Source organism: Methylotenera versatilis 7 (assembly GCF_000799165.1).
Taxonomy (GTDB): Bacteria; Pseudomonadota; Gammaproteobacteria; order Burkholderiales; family Methylophilaceae; genus Methylotenera_A; species Methylotenera_A versatilis_A.
In genome coordinates, this window is sequence record NZ_JUGF01000002.1 from 48,956 (window position 1) to 73,164 (window position 24,209).

A 24,209-nucleotide genomic window follows, 5' to 3' on the forward strand; every position below is an offset into this window, starting at 1 on the left:
TCACATTTATCCGCTTTAGGAGATTATCGTGGCAGCACCGCAGAAAAAAGACCCGAACAAATACAGCAAAAATGCGGACATTGAAGCCGATACCTTATTTAAAACATTAACCTCTCTAGGCGGCATTCTTTTATTGCTTATCGGCTTAGTTGGTATCGCAATGGAGTTTTTTAAAGATGGTGGCTGGCTAAAAACCGCACTTGGCTGGCTATTTGATTCAACCACGCACATGATGTTTATTCCTGTGATTATTTTTGTGTTGTGGTTACTGAATCGCTGGATGTCATCTGCCGCAATAGGTGAAAAGAAAAAAAGCGGTGATGTGCCCATGTATATCATGATGGCGCTGGGTGCTTTTTATATCTTTCGTTTGGTCACAACAGGCGGTTTTTAATCGTATTATTTTTAATAACTACTAATGATTAATGCAAGAGAATAATCACAGCCATAAAAAAGCCGACTACATGTCGGCTTTTTTTATGACTCAATAACGAGACTTGCACTTTAATGCTTTGCCGTCTTTTTTACCGCTTCTTGTGCAGCTTCATTACGGTAATATTCGCGGACTGTGGTCATATCATAATCACGCGCCCATTTGATAATCTCATCGAATGCTGGTGCGCCGATTTCACCAACTTGCGCGTGAATCCCGGCTTGCTCACGGATGACCAGGACACCTGGAATTTGGTTAACTTGAAAATATTCACCAATTTCCGGATCCGTTTCAGTATTTACCATGCCAAATACAATATCGGTGTTTGCTGCTGCAGCTGCTTCAAAAGTAGGTGTAAAAGCCACACATGGCTCACACCACGGTGCCCAAAAATCTACAATCACAAAATCATTGCTTTCAATCGTTTGTTTAAAATTTGCTTTAGTTAGTTTGACTACTGCCATAATTTTGCCTTAATTTTTATGATTGCATATTGAATAAAACAGCAGTTTAGCAGACGAGGTAGTTTTAGTTAAGATGCTTTTGGCTAAAGCACCTTCACTTAAAAAAGGCTTTAACCTAAATTGCAGATATTAAGAAACTAGATCGGCTTATTCCAAACTGAATCAAAAAACAACTCGCTCAATGGTTTACGCTTACGCGCGGCAGTTTCACGATTTAACGCTTCGCCTGTTACCGTTTTGATATCAGCCGCGTAACCAACTGCAACCATCGCCATTAAGGTAAATTGTTCCGGAATGCTAAATGCATCGCGTGCGGCATCGACATTAAAACCACCCATTTGATGGGCCATTAACCCTAAATCTTCTGCCTGCAAGCATAAATTCTCTGCCGCTGCACCAGTATCGTACTGCGCCCAGCGATTCGGTTTTTGATTATGTCCAAACAAGGTATCCGCACAAGTCAGCAACAATACAGGCGCATCTTTAACCCACTCCTGATTACCCGGTACTAAACAATCAAAAGCCTTTTGCCAACTGGCTAAATCAGTATTTTTATTCCACACAATAAAGCGCCAAGGCTCGTCGCCAAAGCATGATGGTGCCCAGCGTGCGGCTTCGCACAAGCTGATAATCTGCTCGTTTGAAACAGCTTTGCTTGCGTCATATGCGCGACCACTCCATCGATTGGCAATCACTTCATTAACAGGCGCTTGTGTTGTAGCGGTCTTTTTCATCGTTTTAATCCTTAAAATTAGGCTGGCAAAGTTGGGTAATCAGTGTAGCCTTTTTCTGTACCGCCATAAAATGTTTCGCTGTCCGCTTCATTTAGTGACGCATCAGTTTTATAGCGCTCAACCAGATCTGGATTGGCGATAAATGGCACACCATAGGCAATCACATCGGCATGCCCACTGGCAATGGCTGCATTACCACGCGCTTTGTCATAAGCTAAATTAGCCATATAAGCACCTTTAAACAGCTTACGCATTTGCTCAAAATCAAACGACGCTGATTCACCACCGCCGTGAATACCACCCTCTACCGCGTGCAAATACGCCAAATTAAATTGATTTAACTGGTCAGCTACGTAATTGAATAATGCTTGTGGGTTGCTATCCTGCATATCGTTAAATGGATTAACCGGTGAAATACGCACGCCCACTTTATCGCTACCAGCCACATCAACCACTGCCTTTGTCACCTCTAACAACAAACGTGCACGATTTTCAATGCTGCCACCATAGTTATCCGTGCGTTTATTGCTGCCATCGCGTAAAAACTGATCTAGCAAATAGCCGTTTGCAGCATGAATCTCAACGCCGTCAAAACCTGCTGCAAGTGCGCATTTGGTTGCATGAACGTATTCTGCAATAATGCCCGGCAATTCAGCAGCCTCTAGCGCGCGTGGCTCAACAAAATCAGCCAAGCCTTCATATGTATAAGTCTGTCCAGCAGGCTGAATAGCAGAAGGCGCAACCGGCAGCTCATTATTTGGCAATAAACTCGGATGTGAAATACGGCCCACATGCCATAATTGCAATACGATTTTTCCGCCTTTAGCATGCACGGCTTCGGTTACTCTTTTCCAGCCAGCCACTTGCGCGTCAGTGTAAATCCCTGGCAATAAGATATAGCCATGTGCCATAGCAGATATTGGCGTTGCTTCTGTCACAATTAAACCAGCACTCGCACGTTGTGCATAATAGGTCACATTTAAATCCTGTGGCACGCCTGTTCCTTTAGGCGCCCTGCTTCTTGTTAGCGGCGCCATCACCATGCGATTTTTCAATGTGATTGCACCCAGTTTTACCGGGCTAAATAAATCCAGCGCCATTTGCGTTCTCCATATTAAAGTTTAATTTATTAATTATTAAGTTAATTAAAAGGTTAACTGTTTAACAGGTGATCTATTTAATCACTGTTTCAGCAGGTAGTTTTACGCCTTCGATTAGCAGCGTAATTTCAACGTCATCACCTACCGATGCGTTTGCTTTAGCGCCCCAACCGAAACCAAAGTCGCTGGCTTTTAAACTGGTATGTGCTTCAAACCCACTTCTGTAACCACCCCAAGGATCTGAGCCGAAACCCAGCACTTTAAATGGGAAGGTCATTTCTTTTGATACGCCGTGTAGCGTTAATACGCCAGTCATCACACCTTCAGTGGCGGATTTTGCTTCGATTTTTTTGCTGACGAATGTCATTTCACCAAATTTTGCCGCATCCAGATATTCTGCTTTTTTAATATGCTCATCGCGTTTTGCGTGGCTGCTGTTTACACTGAGAACATTAATTTTTGCGTCAACTGAAGAGTTTGCTAAATTATCGCGGTCTATGATTATTTTTCCTGTTACATCGCTAAATGTGCCGGACGTTTTTGAAGCCACATGGCGAATGCTCCAATTAGCAAAACTGTGACTATTATCGATTTTATAGGTTTCCGGATCTGCAATTGCATAGCTGCTTGCTAATACCAATGCGGTCGCCACACTTATTTTTCTCATCATTCCAACCATTTATTACGCTCCTGAATTCTAAAGTTATTGGGTTAAACTCTCTTGTGTAAAGTAACTCGTATATCTTTACTGTGGCAAATCAAACAATACCTTTATCTATTTCCTGTTAAAGGCTTAATCGCAATTGTCTCGTTAACTGCTTATACTCTGACAGCCTTACTGCATAAAGTGCCATATTTGGTGAGCGATTAGTGAATTATTTTCACTTTTGCTGAAAACCAATCAGATCATTAATTATTAGACCAGTTTATTATAAAATTAATATTTCCTTGCCATTCAACATTAATTTTGTAAACTCAAGTATGTTATATGTGGTTAAATTATCCATCCTTCAAGCCCCAGAACTTTAATATTAAAATTTTCAGATTTATCTTTAAGAGAACTTTATGCCACAAGATCAATTACCGCGCGAATTCAAACCATTAAACAGAGTGGCGATAAAAGCCATGCTGTGGCTTAACGGCTTTGCACACATTGTGATTGGTCTGGCCTTGGCCGCCTCTGTTGTTATGTTTACCTGGTTATTTTTTATTGATGTTCAAAAAGCGATTGAGAATCACAACTTGATACACGGATTCTTGCACGCATTAGGTACATTAATGTTGCTATGGTCGATTTCTGCACTCATTTCGGCCGAAATTCGCTACCTGATGGGCAGCAAATTGTTGGTAGAAACTTTTATTGAAGTGGTACTGGTATTGTTCTTACGCAAGCTGATTGTGATGCCAGTACAAGATGCCTCACCCTCCTATCAGGAAATCAGTATGTGGGTTGGTGGTGCATTTGTGATGGGATTAATCTACGTGATGGTACGTTGGGCAGATAAGATTAACGAGACTAGTTAGCATTAATCCAGCAAGATATATCCAATCAACTAGATTGTGACGACTAACAGCTAACCAGATAATGGTTATTAAGCGCTCACGCAGCATACACATTTAACGAATAAAAAAGCATATGCAAAATACGATTAACGCCATTATTCAAGCTGCATCTCAAGTTATTCTTGGCAAAGAATCACACATTAAATTAAGCCTCACCTGTTTACTCGCAGGCGGCCATTTACTGATTGAAGATTTACCCGGCATGGGAAAAACCACGCTGGCACACACATTGGCACAGGTACTGGGCTTGAGCTTTAGGCGCACACAATTCACTAGCGACTTATTACCAGCCGACATTATTGGCGTCTCGGTTTTTGATCGCAACACATCCAACTTTCAGTTTCATCCAGGCCCAATTTTCAGCAACGTATTGCTGGCAGATGAGATTAATCGCGCCACGCCAAAAACCCAAAGCGCCTTATTAGAGGCAATGGAAGAACATCAAGTGACAGTGGATGGCAATACACACCTGCTTCCCAGCCCATTTTTCGTCATCGCTACGCAAAACCCAAAACACCATATTGGTACGTTTGCGCTGCCAGAATCACAGCTGGATCGTTTTTTAATGCGCATCACTTTAGGTTATCCAGACAGCCAATCAGAGAGAGCCTTACTCCAAAACAAAGGTGGACGTGCGAATGCACAGCATATTCAAGCCGTTTGTGACGGCGAAACTTTATTAAAGCTGCAACAAAATGTCAGCCATGTGCATGTGTCGGATGCGCTTTTGGACTATTTACAGGCGCTAATTCAATACACACGCACACAATTCAATACTGGTTTATCACCTAGAGCCGGCTTGGGTTTACGCCAATGTGCGCAAGCATGGGCGATGTGTGAGGGTCGTGATTTTGTGATTCCAGAAGACATTCAGGCAGTATTGCCGAGTGTAGTCACGCACCGTTTGCAAACCGATGGCAATATCAATATTGCCAAGCAAATATTGGATAACGTAGCGATTTAATCCATATACTTTCAATCAACTTAAATTCAAACAGTAGATTTAAGCCCATGTCCGTAAAATTATGGCCGCTTATTTTTTTGAAACGTGCTTGGTGGCAACAGTGGCTGCGTGTTTCAAAAAGCACGCAAAACATTGCCTTATTAAACGCTCGCCAAATCTATATTTTGCCCACACGCTGGGGTTTATTGTATGCCGTGATGTTAATTGCGTTATTGATTGGCTCAATTAACTACTCGTTAAGTTTAGGTTTCTACGTCACCTTTTTACTGGCATCGCTTGGTAATATCGCCATGTTGCATACTTGGCGAAATTTGGTGCACTTGCAAGTTGCCGTGCTTAAAGCTAACCCCGTTTTTGCAGGTGATGGTACCGATGTTATTTTCAATATAAGCGATACAAAAAATCGCCCACGCTATGCGATTACGGCTTCCTTTTTAGAAAACAATCATCTTACACAAAACATTTCCGCTAACGATTCACAGTTGTTTCCAGTCCCACTTGCCACATCTAAACGTGGTTTACACACACTGCCGCGACTAACACTTAACACTCAATTTCCACTCAATTTATTGCATGCCTGGGCAGTTATTGAGAATCCTTTTCAAGTATTAGTTTATCCAAAGCCAAGCGATTTAATTGAGCCGCAAGCATTATCATTTGATAGCAGCACGCAAGGCGGCAGTCAGTTAAATAAAGGCGATGAGGATTTTAATGGCCATAAAAACTATCAATTTGGTGATTCCCCCAGCCGCATTGACTGGAAAGCCTCCAGCCGCAGCATTGGCTTATTTACCAAGCTTTATAGCGGCACAGGCAGCAGCGCATTGTGGCTGGATTGGGAAGCAACAATCGGCGAAAAAGAAGCGCGTATTTCGCAACTAACACGCTGGGTAATTGATGCACAGGCTAGCCAGAAAATATACGGTTTAAAACTACCTAATATCATCTTACAACCCAGCAATACCGAATCACACTATCACCAAGCCTTAACTGCGCTGGCAATGTTGGATTAGCCGCATGCCGCACTATTTAAACGTCTATCAGTTGAAATGGTTGCTGCTATCACTGGCAGTAGTGCTGGTGAGCCATGTTGCAAACTTGCCTGTTTGGGTCATTGCAGCCAGTGCAACATTTGGTACTTGGCGTTATTGCATTGAAAAATATCAATGGCCGATGCCAAAAGCTTGGCAGTTATTACCGATTACTTTATTGATATGCATCGGTATTATTTTTACCTTTAAAGGATTTTTTGGTCGCGATGCATCGTTAAGTCTGCTGGTGGTGATGTGCTCACTCAAGTTATTAGAAACCAAAACTCTGCGCGATTATATGTTGGTGATTGTTTTAGGCTACTTTTTAGTCGGCAATCTATTTTTATTTAACCAAACGATTGCCACTTTTTTGGTCAGCATTCCGCCATTAATTCTACTCACTGCCACCTTAATCAATACCAGCCTGCCAACCATCCAGTCAATTCAATTTTCATTTAAACTGGCCTGCCAATTACTGCTACAAGCCGTGCCAGTCATGCTGATACTCTTTGTACTGTTTCCACGCATTCCGGGGCCGTTATGGGGTTTGCCGCAAAATGCCAATAATGCCATGTCCGGTTTGGGCGATAGTCTGCAGTTTGGCAATATTAGTAACCTCACCAAAAACAGCGCGATTGCATTTAGAGCGCAATTTAAAGGTGCAATTCCCGCCAATAATCAACTGTACTGGCGAGGACCAGTTTTGTGGCATCAAAAAAATCAAAACTGGACCATGAGTAGCGCAAAAATTGGATTGCCGCTAGAAAAACTCACTGTGCAAGGTGCACCGATTCAATACGCCATCACGCTTGAGCCGCATAATCGCCTATGGCTATTGATGCTGGATATGCCGACCACGATTCCACAAAAAGCAAAACTCACGCATGATTACTCTGTATTAGCAGATAGACCGGTACGAACTCGTATGCGTTATGAGGCGACATCGTTTAATCAATACCAACTCGGCACTAGCTTAAGTGAGCGCGAAAAACTACTAAGCTTGCAGATTAATGAAGGTGAAAATCCTAAAACCATTGAATTGGTGAAAACTTGGGAGCACTTGAGTGCGGCAGACAAAATCAATGCCGCTTTAAACCTATATCGGCAGCAAGATTTTTTCTACACATTACAACCACCGCGCCTGAGCAAAAATTCCGTAGATGATTTTCTGTTCAACACCAAGCGTGGATTCTGTGAGCATTATGCGACTAGTTTTGTTTACTTAATGCGTGCCGCCAGCGTGCCCGCACGTATTGTCACAGGCTATCAAGGCGGCGAGTTCAATCCGAACGGCAATTACTTAATCGTGCGTCAATCAGACGCGCATGCATGGGCAGAAGTCTGGCTGCAAGATAAAGGCTGGGTGCGTGTAGACCCAACTGCGGCAGTATCCCCTGAGCGTATAGAATTTGGCATTAGCGAAGCATTAAGTAATACGGATGAATTGCCGATAATGGCGCGTAAAGATTATCCTTGGCTGAAGAAAGCTTATTTAAATTGGGATAGCGTGAATAATGGCTGGAACCAGTGGGTGCTGGGTTATGACGATAAAAAGCAACTGGACTTCTTAAAAAAACTCACTGGCAAAGGCTTAAACCTGCAAGAAATGTTGATTTGGATGATGGCTATGATTGTGTTGGTTATGGTCGCCACCAGTTATTTTTTAATCAAACAAAATAAAACTAAATTGAATCCCGCGCAACACTTATATGCACGATATTTAAATCAATTAAAGCGCACTGGATTGGAGCCCCGTTCATCTGAAGCCGCACTGGATTTTGCGCAGCGCGCGGCAGCCGTTTTGCCAAATCAGAAACAATTAATCATTGAAATTGCGCAACGGTATAATGCTTTAATGTATAGCGCATCACCAAAACCTGAGTTACTGGATGAATTAGCGCAGCGTATTAAACAACTAAAAATTAAAACTTTATGACGACAGATTTAGAATACATGCAAATCGCACTCGATTTAGCGCAGCAAGCGGCATCAATGGGTGAAGTGCCCGTGGGCGCAATTGTGGTCAAGGATGGCGTTATTATCGGGCGCGGTAGCAATACGCCGATTGGTCTGCACGACCCAACTGCACATGCCGAAATCATGGCGATGCGCGAAGCAGCGACTTATTTGGGCAATTACCGTCTAGTTGATTGCATTTTATATGTGACGCTAGAACCTTGCGCCATGTGTAGCGGCGCCATGCAACATGCACGTATTGCAAAGCTGGTATATGGTGCTAGCGACCTAAAAACAGGGGCTTGCGGTAGTGTAGTTAACTTGATGGCAGAACCAAAACTCAATCACCACACACAAGTACTTGGCGGAATTTTGGCGGTAGAATGTGGTGCGGTACTTTCTGATTTTTTTAAGCAGCGCAGGTTAAACAAAAACCTATTATAAAAATACATCCTAAAGTGACAGACAATAAAAAACTCGAACCATTAAACAAAAAACCCGCCTTGGCGGGTTTTTTGCTAACTAATAATGCTCAATCATTGCTACCCATTAAGCCCATCAAAAGATGTAACAAACTAGTAAATAAGTTATAGATACTCATGTACAAACCTAATGTCGCCATCACATAATTGGTTTCGCCACCAGTTACGATACGGCTTACGTCATACAAAATAAAGCCGGAGAATAACAACACACCAACGCCGGATAAGGCTAACTGCATGGCTGGAATCTGTAAAAAGATATTAGCAAGCGACGCTACGATTAACAAAACAATACCGACCAATAAGAACTTACCCATAAAGCTAAAGTCTTTTTTAGTAGTCGTTGCGATACCTGCCATCGTCATCAAAATAACACCTGTACCACCCGCCGCTAAGCCAACGATTTGTCCGCCGTTATTTAAGTTAAGTGCATGTTGCAAAATTGGGCCTAACATTAAGCCCAGTAAAAAAGTTAAGCCCAGCAATAAAACAACGCCGATACTGCTGTTGCGGTTTGCATTAATGGCTGCAAACAATCCATAAACTACTGCTAAAGCGCCAATTGCAAAGATAAACGGATGCTGCGCAGCAAAAGCAAAATTCATTTTCATGCCAACCAAAGCACCGATTACGGTTGGAATCATGGTCAAGCCAAGCAAGGCATAAGTATTACGTAATACTTTATTCTGTGTGGCTAGCTTTTGATCAAGAGCGCCTTCACGGCCTAATACTTGCATATCATCTAACATGTTTATTTCCTTATAAAAAATTGCCTAAAAGCAATAGAGGTAAGATAGCGTCTATTGCTTAAAGTTTCAAGTATTAATGTGTGATATTTTTGTTTCAATAATTAAGCAAAAACGTATCAAATCTGCCCTAAGCAAATAAATCCATTTCACTTTTACCCACCAAGCCAACGCGTTTTACCGCAGCTACAAATTCGGCATCTTCATGCAAGCCGTATAAATTTGTAGGATGATGCCCACCATGCATGCGTGCCAGCCTTAATGTGCTAAGTGCAGGCATTTTCCACTCTAATTTTGCCAGCAACTCATCTGCCAACTCAGGGCGATTGCACAATAACACCATATCGCAGCCAGCATTCAATGCGGCTAAACTACGCGTTGTCACATCGCCACCTACACTGGCGCCTTCCATGCTTAAGTCATCGCTAAAAATCACGCCATTAAAACCCAAGCGCTCACGCAATACTTTTTGCAGCCATTTTGGCGAGAACCCAGCCGGCTTGTCATCTACCTTAGGATAAATCACATGCGCCGGCATAATCGCAGCCAAACCTTCATCAATCATCTGTTTGAAAGGCTGCATATCATTGGCCGCTATCTCATCAAAGCTGCGCTCATCAATTGGTATGCTCACATGCGAATCCGCCACCACAAAACCATGCCCTGGAAAATGCTTGCCGACTGCCGACATACCGCCTTTTTTAAGACCTTGCATCAGACTGAATGCCAGTTCGTTAATTGCTGTTGCATCCTGATGAAACGCCCTGTCGCCAATCACCAAGCTATCGCCATAATCCATATCCAGCACTGGCGTAAAACTGAAATCGATGCCATGCGCACGCAGTTCTGCCGCTAAAATCCAGCCAGCTTCTACTGCCAACTCACGCGCTTTTTTTGGATTTTTATCCCAAATCTTGCCAAACTCGCGCATCGGGGGAATCTTGGTAAAGCCGTCTCTGAATCGCTGTACACGTCCACCTTCATGGTCTACCGCAATTAGCAAAGGCGGCTGCCTAACGGCGTGAATACTGGTAGTCAGTGCTTTAAGTTGCGCACAGTTTTCAAAATTACGTGCAAATAAAATCACACCGCCCACTAGCGGATGTTGTAATCGTTTAATGTCGTCGGCACTTAACTCAGTACCAACCACATCCAGCATAACGGGACCTAAGCTCATTTGATTTCTCTAGCCATTAATAGGGGATTTTTCAGCAATGCATTACTTTAATCGATACAAAGAGGTGATCTCTTTTACCCGCGCAGCATACAGTGGATCTGACTGATCGCTGGATTTAGCATGCTTAGGCGCAATATCCAGTTTTTCCATAATACTTAAACCAGCATCTGCAATCCATTTCAGCAGCTCTTCCTGCGTGCGCAAGCCCAAATGTTCGGCCAGGTCTGACAAAATCAGCCATGCTTCGCCGTTATCATTCAAATGCGCTTTTACACCATTTAAAAAACCTTTTAGCATCTGGCTATTCGGGTCGTAAATCGCATGTTCAATTGGCGCATTGGCCTTGGCTGGCAACCATGGTGGGTTGCAGACGATTAAATCGGCTTTTTTATGCCCGCTTGGAAATAAATTGGCCTGCTCAACGGTAATGTATGGTTTTAAATTTAATTTACCCACATTATCAGCCGCACAATTCAGCGCGCGCGGGCTGCTATCTGTCGCGATAACGGCTTTAATGCCGCGCGTGACTAAAATAGCCGCAATCACGCCAGTGCCGGTACCAATATCAAACGCGGTTTTGGCATTACCTAGTGAAGTTGTATTAATCAAATCCAGATACTCACCGCGAATAGGCGAATATACACCGTAATGTGCATGGATATTGGCTTGCAGCGCATCAATAAATACGCCTTTTTTGCGCCATTCCTGCGCACCGTTCATGCCAAGCAATTCGCGCAACGATAACACCATTTTCGCGGGTACTTTATCCAGCTTTGGGTTAACAATCAATGCACCTGCAACCGCTTCTTTTACATCAGGCGCGCGTTTTAAATCGCAATTACCATGATTCAACTCGATTAAGATTTTGTTGGTAATATTGGCACGCTGAATTTGCCTTGCTCTATGCTGATGAAAAGCTTCCAGCATGGTCGCAGCAGGTTTAATCGGTTTGCGGTCTACGCGCTTTGTAACGGCTTGCAGTAATTGTTTGGCATTCTGAAAGTCGCCTTTATACAAAAAACCTGTGCCTTCACAAGCCAATTTATAGGCTTCATCCGCTTTCATGGTGTCATCTGCCACCACAATGTTTTTAGGCGGTGCTGCGTTAGCCTCGCTTTGCCAAACCGCTTGTTGCGGCTTGCCTTTTTCTTGCCAGGTAATGGTTAAATTACTGCTTAAATTCTCAGTCAATGCGTACTCAATTATAGTTAATGGTTAAAATGCTTAAAGTTTAAAAGGGTTAAAGTTGGTGTTTTTATCGTAGTAATCTTCATTTTCGGCGCGCTTTAAAAATGCCACAATTTTATAAACAGCAGGTGTAAAAGCCACTTCCACACCGATTTTAGCAACTATCTGTGCACCAATCACCAATGGAATCTTATCGTTAGGGATAATACCCGTATTCCAAAATGCCAGCGGTACAAACATCACCGTATCAATGGTTTCGCCAAAAATTGTGCTGGTAATTGTGCGCTGCCACAGATGTTTACCCGCAGAAACTAGCTTCATCTTTGCCATTATAAAGCTATTCACAAATTCACCCACTGCAAACGCAATTAATCCTGCCAAAGAAATACGCCAAGTGCTGCCAAAAGCCACTTCATATTCATGCTGATTGTCCCAGAATGGCGCGGGCGGCAGAGCAACAATCATCCAAGCCATCAAGCTTGCGAAAGCCAAACCTGCGAAACCTGCCCAAATAACGCGACGCGAAGCAGAATATCCATAGACTTCTGTCAGAATATCGCCAAAGATAAACGAAATCGGGAAAAATAAAACGCCTGCGCCAAAAGTGAGTGTGCCAAGCAATGGCGCATCAATCTGTGTGACTTTGGCTGGCCCAATCAAGTTGGAACAGACCAGCACACACACGAAAGCAGCCATCATAAAATCGTAATATTTGTATTGCTTCCGCATATTAAGCCTTTATAAACTAAGCCCTTACAAATAAAGCAATTACCGCTATTCTATAAACAGCACTACTCTACGCGAACATCCAGCTTGTCACGCAGGTAATCCCCGCCCAGATTAATCGCCAAAATCAGGCTCATCAGGCTCAAACCTACCACCAGCACATAATGCGGCGCCACCAACATATAACGCACGCCGTCGCGCAGCATTGCGCCCCACGAAGCATTCGGCGCCTGTATACCCAAACCTAAAAACGACAAACTTGCTTCTGCAATCATCACACTGGCAATACTATAAGTCGCTTCCACAACTAATATCGAACTTAACAATGGCAAAATATGTTTCAGTAACAAACGCGGCACGGTTGCGCCCAGTGATTCTGCCGCAAGCACATGTTGGCGATTGCGCAAACTCAGTGCTTGTCCGCGCGTCAATCTGGCGTAACTCACCCACCCTGTAATGCACAAAGCCAGTATTAAGTTACTCAAACCCGCCCCCAACACGGCTGCGAATGCGATGGCCAATAAAATACCGGGGAAAGCTAAAAAAATATCGGTGATTTTCATCAAAACACGGTCCACTTTTCCGCCGTAAAATCCTGCAATCAAGCCAATAGCAACGCCAATCGCCATGGTAATCACAGTAACGATGATTGCCACAAAAAATGAGACTTGTACCCCAGTTAAGATACGCGCCAGAATATCGCGCCCCAAATCGTCTGCACCAAGTAAATGCTGCCGGCTTGGGCCTGACAATATCGCATCTAACTCAATGTGATTACCTTGCAACCCGAAAGCATAGCCAGCCAGTACGGCAATCACCCAAAATAACAAAATGCTGATGGCGAAAGTTTTCATGCTACGCCCCAAACTTCACTCTTGGGTCGGCCAATCGGTATAAAACATCGGTAAATAAATTCACCGCAACATAGCTTAACGCCACAACTAGCACGCAGGCTTGCGTCACTGGATAGTCGCGCTTTTCAATACTTTCTACCAGCAAACGCCCTATGCCGTCCCAACTGAAAATAGTTTCGGTGATGACAGTACCGGCTAATAAACTGCCCATTTGTAAGCCCACAATGGTGATAATCGGTAACAAAGCTGCACGCAATGCGTGGCGGATAATCACGGTATTTTCGTTTAAACCCTTTGCACGCGCGGTACGAATAAAATCGTCATTCAAAACTTCCAGCAAGCTGGTGCGAGTCATGCGCGTTAAAATCGCGCTTAAACCCAAACCCAAAGTCAGCGCCGGCAGAACAATAGACGTGCTGTCATCCATACCGCTGACTGGAAACCAGCCTAGCCAAACCGCAAATAGCAGCATTAATAAAGGTCCCAACCAGAAAACCGGCATGGCAGATAAACGCACAGAAACAATAGTGACGACAAAATCTTGCCAATGATTAGCTTTTAGAGCGGCAAATACGCCTAGGGGAATGCCAATAGCTAACCCGATAAAAAGTGATAAAACCGCAAGCTTAAGTGTCGCGGGATAGCGTGTTTTAATTAGTTCGATAATCGGCGTTTTGGTATGAATTGAATATCCTAAATCGCCTTGCGACAGCTTGGTTAAATAACTGCCAAATTGTTGTGCAAGCGGCTGATCTAAGCCCAAGTCTGTACGCAAAGCGGTTCTATCTGTCACGCTGGCGGATTCGCCCAACATCACTTCCACAGGGTCGCCTGGGACAAGATGAATCAACAGAAAAGTGAGCAGAAGTACACCGAAAACGACGGTGACAAAGTCAACAAAATGCTTAATCATTGTGAATCAAAACAGTAGTGCCCGCCGACACTAAATCAAACAGTTCAACGATATCGCTATTGTGCATGCGCACGCAACCGTGCGAGCCAATCTTGCCCATTTCAGTACTATCCGGTGAGCCATGAATGTAGATATAGCGCTGCATGGTATCGACATTACCAAGGCGATTAAAGCCAATATCTAACCCACTTAACCACAAAATGCGTGTCAAAATCCAATCGCGACTTGGAAACTCTGCCATTAACTCTGGCGTGCATATTTCGCCCGTTGGCCTACGCCCGACAAATACAGTATTTGGTGCGGCATTTACACCGATTTTCGCGCGGACAATATGATTGCCTAACGGTGTGCAGCCGCTATTTTTCTCATTGCCAACACCATTGGCCGCAGTCGATATACTGTATTTGGCTTTTACACCGCCAAAATTATCGAACAGCGTTAAGCTTTGTTTTTGAATAGATATTTCTATGCGCATATTGTTTATTGTAACTGAGCTTTTTGTTGCTGAGTTTGCAATGATTGTCTGGTAATCGTGATTAAGTCATCCCAATTACCGTCAGGCTTAGGTGCATAATTTTTAATGTCTTTACGCGTCGCTGCAAACTGGCCTTCGTACCATAAGGGAATATAAGGCAATTGTTGATAGATACGCTGCGTTGCAGCAGGCCAGTTCTCATTTGCGAGTAAGGCATCTAATTCTGCATCGGTATAATGTCCGCGATTAAAACCGTTTGGTGGAAAACTTTGCGAACCCAGCGCTTTTACATAAATTTCTGGCGTTTTAATGCCCACCCAAGTAAGGCCGAATAATTGAAAGTTGCCCTGCTTAACATCCTCAAAAAATGTACCCCAATCCAAACTTTTGATTTCCAATTGAATGCCAGCAGGCTGCATTTGCGCTTGCATAATGGTGGCAAAGCGCACACGCTGCGCATCGGTTGAGGTTTTGTACACCAGTTTTAACGGCAATTGAATACCCGCTTCAGTTAATAACTGCTTAGACAATACAGGATTATAAGCATAAGGCTGCATTGTTGGACTTAATGCATTGGTGTAATGTTCTGGCGGCAAAATCACCCCAGCAATACGCGTATTGGGAACCATCACTTGCTGGATAATCGCATTGGAATCAATCGCATGCGCAATGGCTTGACGGACTTTTATATTTTCCAAAAGCGGATCTTGCATATTTAAACCCATATAGGAAAAATTTGCGCCTTTAACCGTATTAACTTCTACCTCTGGTTTGGTTTGCAGATATTTCACCAGTTCTGGTGGTAAATCGCCCTGCAATAAATCCACTTCACCGCGTAGCAGCTTTAGCACGCGTACCGTTGGATCTTTTACTTCAACAAGGCTGATTTTCTGATTATCGTTTACGCGACTTAAAGTGAGTTTGTTTTGCCATGACACAAATTTTAGCGCGCCATTACCAATTGGGTGATGCGAAAAATCATGCTTTTTTATAATTAAGTCTTGCGGCAGAATGCCGATAATCAGCTTGGCCGGAAAATTCCTATCTGGCTGATTCAATTCAAATAAAATCGTTTCGTCATCCAACACTTGTATGCTTTGAATATTCGCAAACTCTGCCGCTTGCGCTGAATCTTTTAACCGCACCAAAGAATCGTAAGTGACTTTTACATCCTGCGCAGTTAGTCTCTTTTTATGATGAAATTTTGCGCGCTGATGATTTAAGACAAAGCGATATTGGGTTGGGTTAACCTGCACCCAAGTAGCTAAACTGGGTATTGGTTTGGCGTTTGCATCAAAATCCACTAGGCTTTGGTAAATCAAACGATTCACCCGTGCAGATGCGGCATCGGTTGCATAACGCGGGTCGAGGTTAAGCGGCGCTTGCGCCATTGCAAAATTGATTTCCGCATATGGCGCAGGCTTTTGACAAGCCGCTAAAAACAGCGCTAAAAGTGTGATGAAAACACTGATTTTAAAACGACTGCTTTTAATGGATTTAAGCATTCAACTCAAACAGCGCAATCGATTCCACATGTGCCGTGTGCGAAAACATATTGATAACGCCGGCCGCTTTAAGCGTATAACCCTTTTCATTCACCAGCACGCCGGCATCGCGTGCCAAAGTGGCAGGGTTACACGAAACATACACAATGGTTTGCGGGCTATTGCTGGCGCCCAGTGACTTAATCAGTTCAAATGCGCCATCGCGTGGCGGGTCAACCAGCCATTTATCAAAGCGGCCCAAACCAGTTAACGCTTCAGGTGTCATTTTAAACAAATCGGCCACACCAAATGTTGCGTTTTGAATCTGGTTAAGTGCTGCGCTTTCATTGGCGCGTTCAACCAGATTCGCCAAACCTTCTAATCCTAATACAGACGCACCACTGCGTGCAATAGGCAATGTAAAGTTGCCTATGCCACAAAAGAAATCGGCAATTTTTTCGTGCGTCTGCGGTTTTAATAACTGCATGGCACGCCGAATCATCACTTGGTTAATTTGCGGATTCACTTGCGTAAACTCATTCGGCTTAAACGGATAAGTTAAATCAAATTCCGGCAAGCTGTATTGCAATTGGGGAATTGCTGACTGCTCAGTATTCAGCGGCCAAAACGGTTTAATCGTGTCAGGGCCTTTGGTTTGCGTCCACACTTGCACATGGTGTTTGTCAGCAAAGGCTTTAAATGTCGCTTCATCATCAAGACTTAACGCATCCATGATGCGAAAAATCAGCACTATCACTTTATTTTCACCGACGGCCAATTCAATTTGCGGCAATTTATCGCGAATACTCAACTGCACAATCATCTGCTGTAAAGGTGCGATCAGCGCCGACACTTCTGGCACCAACACCTCACACGAATTCATATCTGCCACATAACGTGTGGCTTTTTCGTTAAAACCCACTAGCACGCGCTGTTTTTTTTCTACATATTTAACGCTTAAGCGCGCTTTATGCCGATAACCCCAAGTTGGGCCGTATAAAGGCGGCAGCATATTTTCAGGTTTTACCTTGCCAATATGCCACAAATCATTTTCCAGCAGCCGCTGTTTCGCCGCCACTTGGGCGTTAATATCCAAATGCTGCAATTTGCAGCCGCCGCATAAACCGAAATGTGGGCATTTTGGTATCACACGCTGATTACTTTGTTTGCTAACAGAAATGGTATTTGCCACTTCGTAGCTGGGCTTGATATGCTGTGATTGGTAAGTTACACGCTCATTCGACAGCGCACCATCAATAAAAACAGTTTTACCATCCACATGCGCAACACCGCGCCCTTCTTGATCAAGTGACTCAATAATGGCTGGTAAAATAGGATTTTCTGCAGGGTTTCTAAAGGCTTTTTGACGGTTTCTTCTCATAAGGCAATTTTACCGTAACGCTAGCACCAGAGGAAACTGCATTTACATTTAAGCTGCCTTTCAGCCGATATCATCAAACCAATTAGTTATGAATATTAGTTAAGCTAATTAATTTACGTACGAATTATTCACTCAAATCTTTAGCACGGATTAATGACGAGAGTTAACGTTTTAATCTAAACACTAAGTCATAATCACCACAGATATACCGTTCAGTATATATTTATTATTTAACACGATTAAAAGGGAGAATAAACTTTATGAAATCTTTATTATTAAGCGCAATAATATTTGCTTTTTCTGGTTATGCATTAGCACAAGATAAGATTGAGCGTATGAGTGCGGTCGAGATGAAATCATTCACGCCAGCAACAGTTGAATGGAAAGACGAGGCAATACTGCCAAAAGGCGCTAAAAGCGCTATTTTGTTAGGTGACCCAAGCAAGGCAGGTGTATTTATTGCATGGCTGAAATTTCCTGCAAATTATCCAATTCCACCACATACTCATCCATATACGGAAGTAATTACCGTCCTTAAGGGACAGCTGGGAAATGGCATGGGTGAAAAGTTTGACAAAAGTAAAGGCGAAATATTAAACGCTGGCTCTAGTTTTGTATTGCCTACTGGTCACACTCATTATGTCTGGACGACGGATGAAGAAACGATTGTCGAGCTTATTGCTACTGGTCCTTGGGGCATTACGTATACCAATCCCAAAGATGACCCACGTAAGTGAAATCTATTACGCTTCTGCTATCTGCAATAGACTGAGAGATTGTTAGTCATTACTATTTAATCAAGCTGAATTGGTTTTGGTTAAATAGTAATCTTTTGTGATTTCAACCCACGCCGCTAAAAACTCACTCCAATGAGGTGCGCTATAACCGTTTAAGGTTTCGCGCACTATTTTTATTTCCGCCTCGTATTCAGACTTACTTAAATGCCCGCGCATCAGTTGAAAGCGCAAATAGACCAAATGTGTATTGGCCACATCGGTTTCGCAATAATTGCGAATCTCTTCGATTTTTCCAGCCTTAAATGCATCCCACACTTTACTGCCATCCATCCCCAGCTTACCCGGGAAGCCGCATAATTTAGCCAGATCATCCAAGGGCGCATTGGCACGTGCATTGTATAAAGCCAGCAAATCCATTAAATCCAGATGCCGCATGTGATAGCGACTAATATAGTTATTCCATTTGAAATCTTTGTTGTCATCGCCCAAATCCCAATAGCGCGGCGCGACCACGTTGTTGATCATGGCGCGATAATGCAATACGGGCAAATCAAAACCGCTACCGTTCCAGGAGATAATTTGCGGCATATATTTTTCAACGCCGTCAAAAAAACGCTGGATGATTTCAGCTTCCGTAGAATCAGCATCGCCAAGTGTCCATACCTTAAAATGATTGCCTTCCCGCAAGGCGCAAGAAATCGCACATATTTTATGCTGATGCAAAGGCAAAAACTCGCTACCGTTATGCTGGCGCCGCTGATGCAAAGCAATATTGGCGACATCTTCATCTGAAACGTCTGCAGGCAATTCCAGCAAAGCGCGCAAGCCAGCGGTATCTGGAATCGTTTCGATATCAAAAACGAGGGTTGGGGTCATGTCAAACTCTTTATCTGCCAGTGTTGCAAGCAGGCTGCTGAATTGCTGTACATCTTTTTACACCCTCTTCATTGATACCACCGCGGACATTTCTGTATTGCGCAAAGCAATCTTGGCTTTCTTTATATTGTTGCATTTGCACTTCACAACTCTCTTCCGTCAAATTTTTTGGTGCAGGAACCTCTAATACAACAGGCTTAACCTGCTCAGGATTATCAGCTTGGCTATTATTGCTATCGCTAATTTTTGGCACAGCTGGCGGGGAAATGACATTTTCCTTAATCTCAACTGGAATTGCTTTATGTTTATACTTTGAAGGAACTGAGTCGCCATAGTTTTTGACACCTTTATCGTCTATCCATTCATATGTTTCTGCTTGGCTAACAACAACGTAAATCAAGCCTAAAGCTAACAATAAAAACTGTTTAATATGCATTTTCTATACCTTACATTATGGTTAAAAGACTATGACTAAAATCCAGTTATCTTGTATTTTATAGATATTAAATTTTGTACAACTATTTAGCTAAGGTTATTTTTTTACCCAAGTACCTGCGCTTTGGTAATACCAGCCGCTTTGCGCTTTATCGACCCAGCGGTTTGCAAAAGTACTGCGTATTTCACCCGCCCATTCCGGGTGGCCATTACCTGCAGCAATTTCTTTGTAGAGCGCATTACGGTCACTATTTTCAGCCGCAACCAAACTATTAATTCCACCTCGATCTTTCAATGGCACTGCTGTCGCATCGCGCACGGCAATCAAGCCATCGGCAGTTAAGCCTACCGCGCCACTGTTGTAATGTGGGTTTAATTGTGCGTGCCGCGCTTGCATGCTGTTTTTGATGGCAGAAATAGCGGGCGTATTCACATCTAAATCAGCCGCTGCATTTACCCAACTGCTACTGAATAATGTGATGAGTATCAAGCTAAATGTAGTGATGAGTTTTTTCATGGTGCTTCCTTAAGATTTAAGAGCTTTTGTTTGTATTCTGGCGTTATATCGATTAACTAGCAGGCGCATCAACAGGTTTAGCAGGTGTTTCTTCACCTGGTTTAAGTTGCCATACGTCATCAATAATCTTGTCTGCGGCTTTTTCTGCGGCAGCGGCAGGAAAGTAAATATTAATGGTGACGCAAGCGGGTATTAATACGATTAATGCCGCGATAGTTAACGTGCCAGAAGTTAACATATTAGTCATGCCTGTTTTTTTCATTGTTTTAATCCTAATTAATTCGAGATTTTTGTCATTAACCAAGTAGCTTTAATCAACAATCATTTTGCTATTGCTATCCGTAATACGTTTAATTCTACCAAGCAAATCTTGCAAACTGACTTTTTGCGTGTAGCCGTTAACATTAACCGACGGAATACCTTTCCCTTTAACGATAACGTACCCTGTTGGCGTTGACTCCACACCGCCCATTTCGCAAACATCTTGCCTTAATTTACAGCTTAAGCCTATTTTATCGTAATTAAATTCTTTAAAAAATCGCAAAAAAGTCCGCTGTAAAGCCGCCGCCGTGCCTTCACCGCCCAAAGCGGTAATATTTTCTACCGCACGTTGCGATATTTTTTTTAACTGCTTGCCTTCACTGGTTTGAATCGACGCATCCAGATGCACTGGCTTCCAGTTTTCCAGTAACATATCTTTCACATCGCCATCCAGCTTGCCTTCAATCGCGCCAAAACTAAAGGTGCGAGTTAAATCACCCATATCCAGATTACGCATCTGCAAATCCGCATGCAAGCGCGGCACTACGCCCAGCGGATCATCTATTTTCAGATTATTCATGCTAATCGTGCCGTTAAATGCGTTAAAGGTCATCGCACCATCCATGCTCAGTTGCTTATAGGCATACGTCACCAATGGCACCTGGCCAGAAATCTGCCCTTTCATCACGGGCCAACCCAGCGCTTTGCTGAACTCACTCAAGGTAATGGGAATTAAATCCATGCGTAGATGCCAGGCCCAACTGTCTGCCAATCGCACGGCAGACACATCATATAAATTCAGCGCACCATCTAGAACAGGCAGATTTAACTGCGGCGCTGTGAGTGAAAATCGGTTGATTTCTGCGCTTAACTTGGTTTCGCGCAAAGGCAATCTGAGCAAATGTCCACTTTTGTACGCCAATTGCAGATTTTTGGGCTCATCGTAATCCCAAGGAATATGTGCATTGATATGGCTGAAAGCAAATTTGCCATTTTTATCTTCAATATTGGCATCGCGCAGATTCAATTCAAAACTGGTCGGCGCTAGATTTTTAATCTCAAACTGCCAATCTGCTTTGCCTGAAACATCCATATTGCCAAAAGCCGTCTTTTGCGCCATCGGCTTTAAAAAAACTGCGTACAATCCTGTAAAATCCACATCTTTTGCACTTACTCGCACATCTTCCACCACTTTTGTCTTGGTATTAATTGTGGCGGTCGCACTCATTTCTCCCACTTCATTCACCAGCAAACTGGCATTTTGAATATTCAGAACATCTTGCTTAAACGTGCCGTTGATTTCAAACGTATTACCCGCTTTACCAAAGTAAAACGGCTGCCAGAACAACTCACCCGCATTCCAGCTAATTAAGCCATTCCACAACCAAGTTTGACTTAAATTACTTTTTTTAGCCGCCATTTTAATCTGGCCAGTTAAGTTTTCACCTGCGTGCAAACCAGACGCATCGCTAAAATTGGCGCCATTAAATGCGATACTCAGTGAAAAATCTGACGGGTAACTAACAAAATCAACTGAAAAAGGCGCATTAATTTGTTTGGATAAGAACCGACCGTTTAAGCACTGCGCCTGGCCAATTTTCTCAGTCAAAAATTGACCGCATTTCAAGTCGAAATGGTCAAATTCTTTTTCATTGGTGGGTTTAAGGTCGGCATTTAAAATCAGCGCAGCTTGTGCGCCTTTTAAGTCAACCTGGAATTGAGCGTTTTTAAGTTGCCCAATAGGTGCATCAACTGCTTCTACAGTGATTTGAATACTAGAAATCGCATGCGCTGGCATGCTGAAAAAAGCAATCAAAAAAAATAGCTTAATTAATCGAAAAACGCAGACTTTTAAATGAGGCAAAGCGGAAAGTAAAAAATCGGACGCAGCATATGAATTAATATGTAAGGACGCACTTTTTGCTTTGCAACGCAGCATCATGACGAAGTATGCGTTTTTAGGCGGGGAAAACACCTGTTGAGAGATAGCGATCTCCTCTATCACACACAATCGAAACAATCACTGCATTTGTCACTTCTTTTGAAATTTGCAACGCGGTATAAAGCCCGCCGCCGCTGGATATCCCAGCGAAGATACCTTCTTCGCTTGCCAGCTTGCGTGTCATATTTTCAGCATTTTTCTGGTTAACGTAACGCAGCTCATCTACGCGTTTTGCATCAAAAATAGTCGGCATATACTCCGCTGGCCATTTGCGAATACCCGGAATTTGCGCGCCCTCTTCTGGCTGCACACCGATGATTTGAATGTTGGGATTTTGCTCCTTTAGGTAACGTGAAACGCCCATAATCGTGCCAGTGGTGCCCATGCTGGAGACAAAATGCGTGATTTTCCCCGCGGTATCACGCCAGATTTCCGGACCAGTGCTTTCATAATGCGCCAGCGGATTATCTTGATTACCAAATTGATCCAGCACAATGCCTTCGCCTTCCAACTGCATTTTCATGGCCACATCGCGCGCCAGCTCCATGCTGCCATCTTTGGGCGTTAATACCAGCTCTGCACCATAGGCTTTCATGCTTTGGCGGCGCTCAATCGTTTGATTGTCGGGCATCACCAGTATCATTTTATAACCACGCATGGCGGCAACCATCGCTAACGCAATACCGGTATTACCACTGGTTGCCTCAATCAAGGTATCGCCCGGCTTAATATCACCTCTGGCTTCTGCGCGTGTAATCATGTTGTACGCGGGCCTGTCTTTAACTGAGCCCGCAGGATTATTACCTTCCAGCTTCAGTAAAATTGTATTGCTGGGGTTTGGGTTCATACGCTGTAATTTAACCAGTGGCGTGTTGCCGACAAAGTTATCCAGCGTATTATTGAGGCTATTGATATTCATATTATTGAGGTCTTTTTATTGAGTTTTAAATCATTCAATCTTTTAAGTTAACGATTATTCAATTTTTTAAAATACATTCCTGCAAATGCCACCAATAGAAAAATCACTGGGCCTGCAAAAACGCCATAGTAAATCATATAGGCGATGCCTGATTGGGTGCCGGCATGGGCAAAGGCATGCCAGAAAGTAAAGTTATTAAACTGGCCATAGATAAATAATCCAGCTAAAAATAATGCAAAGGCAATTAACCCGCACTTCAAGCCAGTTTTCCAATGGTTTAACATCGTATTTTTACGCTTTTCTGCTGACTAAATAAATGGCGTAAGCCGCAAAGCCAAGAAATGATATTAAACCTAGTTGTGGCAAAGTTAAGCCCAGAAAAGTCCAATCAATCGCCGCGCAATCGCCTGTGCCACGGAACAATAATTTAAAAGCTTTTTGCAGTGGGAAATTCTCAAACATATAGTCGAATCCCACGCCGCAATCGGCAACCATGCTTTCACGATTGGCTTGCAGATACCAATGGCGAATCGCCACGCCTGCCCCACCCAGTGCGGTTAACACTTGTAAAGCCGCGAATATTTTTTTAAAGATATTAGCTGGTGGAATAAATGCAGCGATTAAAAAAAGTACGCCTAAGCCCATAAACACCATGCGTTGTGAAATACACAATGGGCAAGGTTCCAGCTTGTAGGTAGTTTGAATCACCAATGCGAGCGCAACGATGCCAAAACACAAAACGAAGCCCAGTAAATAGCCATTTTTGACTTTTAAAAAGGTGTTAAATATTTTTTGTATCATATTGAGTTAACCTATAATTCACTTAATAAACAATTGTAATTGATAAAGCC

General features: G+C 43.2%; 28 protein-coding genes. 7 read left to right on the top strand and 21 right to left on the bottom strand.

What is annotated here, in order from left to right; genetic code table 11:
- Nucleotides 1-28: 28 nt before the first annotated feature.
- Nucleotides 29-394: a hypothetical protein gene (locus tag K370_RS04175; RefSeq protein ID WP_047539086.1), complete on the top strand. Its 366-nt coding sequence runs from the start codon at nucleotides 29-31 to the stop codon at nucleotides 392-394.
- Nucleotides 395-504: 110 nt separating this feature from the next.
- Here K370_RS04175 and K370_RS04180 read toward each other — a convergent pair whose 3' ends face one another.
- The 4 genes from K370_RS04180 to K370_RS04195 all read right to left on the bottom strand — a co-directional run bounded on the left by K370_RS04180 (nucleotide 505) and on the right by K370_RS04195 (nucleotide 3,398).
- Nucleotides 505-897: a thioredoxin family protein gene (locus tag K370_RS04180; protein WP_047539088.1), complete on the bottom strand. Its 393-nt coding sequence runs from the start codon at nucleotides 895-897 to the stop codon at nucleotides 505-507.
- Nucleotides 898-1,034: 137 nt separating this feature from the next.
- Nucleotides 1,035-1,631, bottom strand: a complete 597-nt coding sequence (locus K370_RS04185; protein ID WP_047539091.1) for a nitroreductase family protein — start codon at nucleotides 1,629-1,631, stop codon at nucleotides 1,035-1,037.
- 17 nt (nucleotides 1,632-1,648) lie between these two features.
- Complete coding sequence (locus K370_RS04190) at nucleotides 1,649-2,731, bottom strand: alkene reductase (RefSeq protein ID WP_047539093.1); 1,083 nt, start codon at nucleotides 2,729-2,731, stop codon at nucleotides 1,649-1,651.
- Between the two features lie 73 nt (nucleotides 2,732-2,804).
- On the bottom strand, nucleotides 2,805-3,398 hold the full coding sequence (locus tag K370_RS04195; protein WP_047541615.1) for a YceI family protein: 594 nt from the start codon (nucleotides 3,396-3,398) through the stop codon (nucleotides 2,805-2,807).
- Between the two features lie 398 nt (nucleotides 3,399-3,796).
- Between K370_RS04195 and K370_RS04200 the strand changes: the two genes are divergently transcribed.
- The 5 genes from K370_RS04200 to tadA all read left to right on the top strand — a co-directional run bounded on the left by K370_RS04200 (nucleotide 3,797) and on the right by tadA (nucleotide 8,689).
- Nucleotides 3,797-4,255, top strand: a complete 459-nt coding sequence (locus K370_RS04200) for a phosphate-starvation-inducible PsiE family protein (protein ID WP_047539096.1) — start codon at nucleotides 3,797-3,799, stop codon at nucleotides 4,253-4,255.
- Between the two features lie 112 nt (nucleotides 4,256-4,367).
- A complete protein-coding gene (locus K370_RS04205; RefSeq protein WP_047539099.1) occupies nucleotides 4,368-5,258 on the top strand; it encodes an AAA family ATPase in 891 nt (296 codons plus the stop codon).
- A gap of 47 nt (nucleotides 5,259-5,305) precedes the next feature.
- Nucleotides 5,306-6,271, top strand: coding sequence for a DUF58 domain-containing protein (locus K370_RS04210; protein ID WP_047539102.1), 966 nt, complete (start codon nucleotides 5,306-5,308; stop codon nucleotides 6,269-6,271).
- 4 nt (nucleotides 6,272-6,275) lie between these two features.
- Nucleotides 6,276-8,225: a transglutaminase TgpA family protein gene (locus tag K370_RS04215; RefSeq protein WP_047539104.1), complete on the top strand. Its 1,950-nt coding sequence runs from the start codon at nucleotides 6,276-6,278 to the stop codon at nucleotides 8,223-8,225.
- Nucleotides 8,222-8,689, top strand: coding sequence for a tRNA adenosine(34) deaminase TadA (tadA, locus tag K370_RS04220; RefSeq protein ID WP_047539107.1), 468 nt, complete (start codon nucleotides 8,222-8,224; stop codon nucleotides 8,687-8,689). The genes K370_RS04215 and tadA overlap by 4 nt, the downstream gene beginning before the upstream one ends.
- 88 nt (nucleotides 8,690-8,777) lie before the next feature.
- Here tadA and K370_RS04225 read toward each other — a convergent pair whose 3' ends face one another.
- The 9 genes from K370_RS04225 to rlmD form a co-directional block, all read right to left on the bottom strand.
- Complete coding sequence (locus K370_RS04225; protein ID WP_047539111.1) at nucleotides 8,778-9,476, bottom strand: Bax inhibitor-1 family protein; 699 nt, start codon at nucleotides 9,474-9,476, stop codon at nucleotides 8,778-8,780.
- 127 nt (nucleotides 9,477-9,603) lie between these two features.
- Complete coding sequence (gene nagZ / locus K370_RS04230; protein WP_047539114.1) at nucleotides 9,604-10,650, bottom strand: beta-N-acetylhexosaminidase; 1,047 nt, start codon at nucleotides 10,648-10,650, stop codon at nucleotides 9,604-9,606.
- Between the two features lie 42 nt (nucleotides 10,651-10,692).
- Nucleotides 10,693-11,841 carry a methyltransferase gene (locus tag K370_RS04235; RefSeq protein WP_047539116.1) on the bottom strand — a complete coding sequence of 383 codons (1,149 nt, stop codon included), beginning with the start codon at nucleotides 11,839-11,841 and terminating at the stop codon, nucleotides 10,693-10,695.
- Nucleotides 11,842-11,874: 33 nt separating this feature from the next.
- Nucleotides 11,875-12,567: a queuosine precursor transporter gene (locus tag K370_RS04240; protein ID WP_047539117.1), complete on the bottom strand. Its 693-nt coding sequence runs from the start codon at nucleotides 12,565-12,567 to the stop codon at nucleotides 11,875-11,877.
- A 62-nt stretch (nucleotides 12,568-12,629) separates the two neighbouring features.
- The gene (locus K370_RS04245; RefSeq protein WP_047539120.1) at nucleotides 12,630-13,418 is read right to left on the bottom strand and encodes an ABC transporter permease; all 789 of its coding nucleotides are present in this window, start codon (nucleotides 13,416-13,418) and stop codon (nucleotides 12,630-12,632) included.
- 1 nt (nucleotide 13,419) lies between these two features.
- A complete protein-coding gene (gene nikB / locus K370_RS04250; RefSeq protein WP_047539123.1) occupies nucleotides 13,420-14,331 on the bottom strand; it encodes a nickel ABC transporter permease in 912 nt (303 codons plus the stop codon).
- Nucleotides 14,324-14,806, bottom strand: a complete 483-nt coding sequence (locus tag K370_RS04255) for a L,D-transpeptidase (protein WP_047539126.1) — start codon at nucleotides 14,804-14,806, stop codon at nucleotides 14,324-14,326. Before K370_RS04255 ends, nikB begins: the two co-directional genes overlap by 8 nt.
- 5 nt (nucleotides 14,807-14,811) lie before the next feature.
- Nucleotides 14,812-16,311: an ABC transporter substrate-binding protein gene (locus K370_RS04260; RefSeq protein WP_052185172.1), complete on the bottom strand. Its 1,500-nt coding sequence runs from the start codon at nucleotides 16,309-16,311 to the stop codon at nucleotides 14,812-14,814.
- Nucleotides 16,304-17,671 carry a 23S rRNA (uracil(1939)-C(5))-methyltransferase RlmD gene (rlmD, locus tag K370_RS04265; RefSeq protein WP_047539129.1) on the bottom strand — a complete coding sequence of 456 codons (1,368 nt, stop codon included), beginning with the start codon at nucleotides 17,669-17,671 and terminating at the stop codon, nucleotides 16,304-16,306. The genes K370_RS04260 and rlmD overlap by 8 nt, the downstream gene beginning before the upstream one ends.
- 260 nt (nucleotides 17,672-17,931) lie before the next feature.
- On the opposite strand from rlmD, the gene K370_RS04270 reads away from it, so the two are divergent.
- A complete protein-coding gene (locus K370_RS04270) occupies nucleotides 17,932-18,408 on the top strand; it encodes a cupin domain-containing protein (protein WP_047539133.1) in 477 nt (158 codons plus the stop codon).
- A 60-nt stretch (nucleotides 18,409-18,468) separates the two neighbouring features.
- Here the strand turns inward: K370_RS04270 and K370_RS04275 are convergent, their stop codons facing one another.
- From K370_RS04275 to K370_RS04310, 8 genes are all read right to left on the bottom strand, one after another.
- On the bottom strand, nucleotides 18,469-19,284 hold the full coding sequence (locus tag K370_RS04275; protein ID WP_052185173.1) for a 3'-5' exonuclease: 816 nt from the start codon (nucleotides 19,282-19,284) through the stop codon (nucleotides 18,469-18,471).
- Nucleotides 19,285-19,294: 10 nt separating this feature from the next.
- Nucleotides 19,295-19,720 (bottom strand): DUF4124 domain-containing protein, encoded by a 426-nt coding sequence (locus tag K370_RS04280; RefSeq protein WP_047539136.1) that lies wholly within the window; start codon nucleotides 19,718-19,720, stop codon nucleotides 19,295-19,297.
- Between the two features lie 96 nt (nucleotides 19,721-19,816).
- Nucleotides 19,817-20,236 carry a YdbL family protein gene (locus tag K370_RS04285; protein WP_047539139.1) on the bottom strand — a complete coding sequence of 140 codons (420 nt, stop codon included), beginning with the start codon at nucleotides 20,234-20,236 and terminating at the stop codon, nucleotides 19,817-19,819.
- A 52-nt stretch (nucleotides 20,237-20,288) separates the two neighbouring features.
- The gene (locus tag K370_RS04290; protein ID WP_200883479.1) at nucleotides 20,289-20,483 is read right to left on the bottom strand and encodes a hypothetical protein; all 195 of its coding nucleotides are present in this window, start codon (nucleotides 20,481-20,483) and stop codon (nucleotides 20,289-20,291) included.
- A gap of 63 nt (nucleotides 20,484-20,546) precedes the next feature.
- Complete coding sequence (locus tag K370_RS04295; protein ID WP_235272689.1) at nucleotides 20,547-22,313, bottom strand: hypothetical protein; 1,767 nt, start codon at nucleotides 22,311-22,313, stop codon at nucleotides 20,547-20,549.
- Nucleotides 22,314-22,455: 142 nt separating this feature from the next.
- Nucleotides 22,456-23,358: a cysteine synthase CysM gene (gene cysM, locus K370_RS04300; protein WP_047539146.1), complete on the bottom strand. Its 903-nt coding sequence runs from the start codon at nucleotides 23,356-23,358 to the stop codon at nucleotides 22,456-22,458.
- Nucleotides 23,359-23,405: 47 nt separating this feature from the next.
- A complete protein-coding gene (locus tag K370_RS04305) occupies nucleotides 23,406-23,642 on the bottom strand; it encodes a hypothetical protein (protein ID WP_047539149.1) in 237 nt (78 codons plus the stop codon).
- Nucleotides 23,643-23,649: 7 nt separating this feature from the next.
- Nucleotides 23,650-24,159, bottom strand: coding sequence for a disulfide bond formation protein B (locus tag K370_RS04310; protein ID WP_047539152.1), 510 nt, complete (start codon nucleotides 24,157-24,159; stop codon nucleotides 23,650-23,652).
- Nucleotides 24,160-24,209 lie beyond the last annotated feature (50 nt).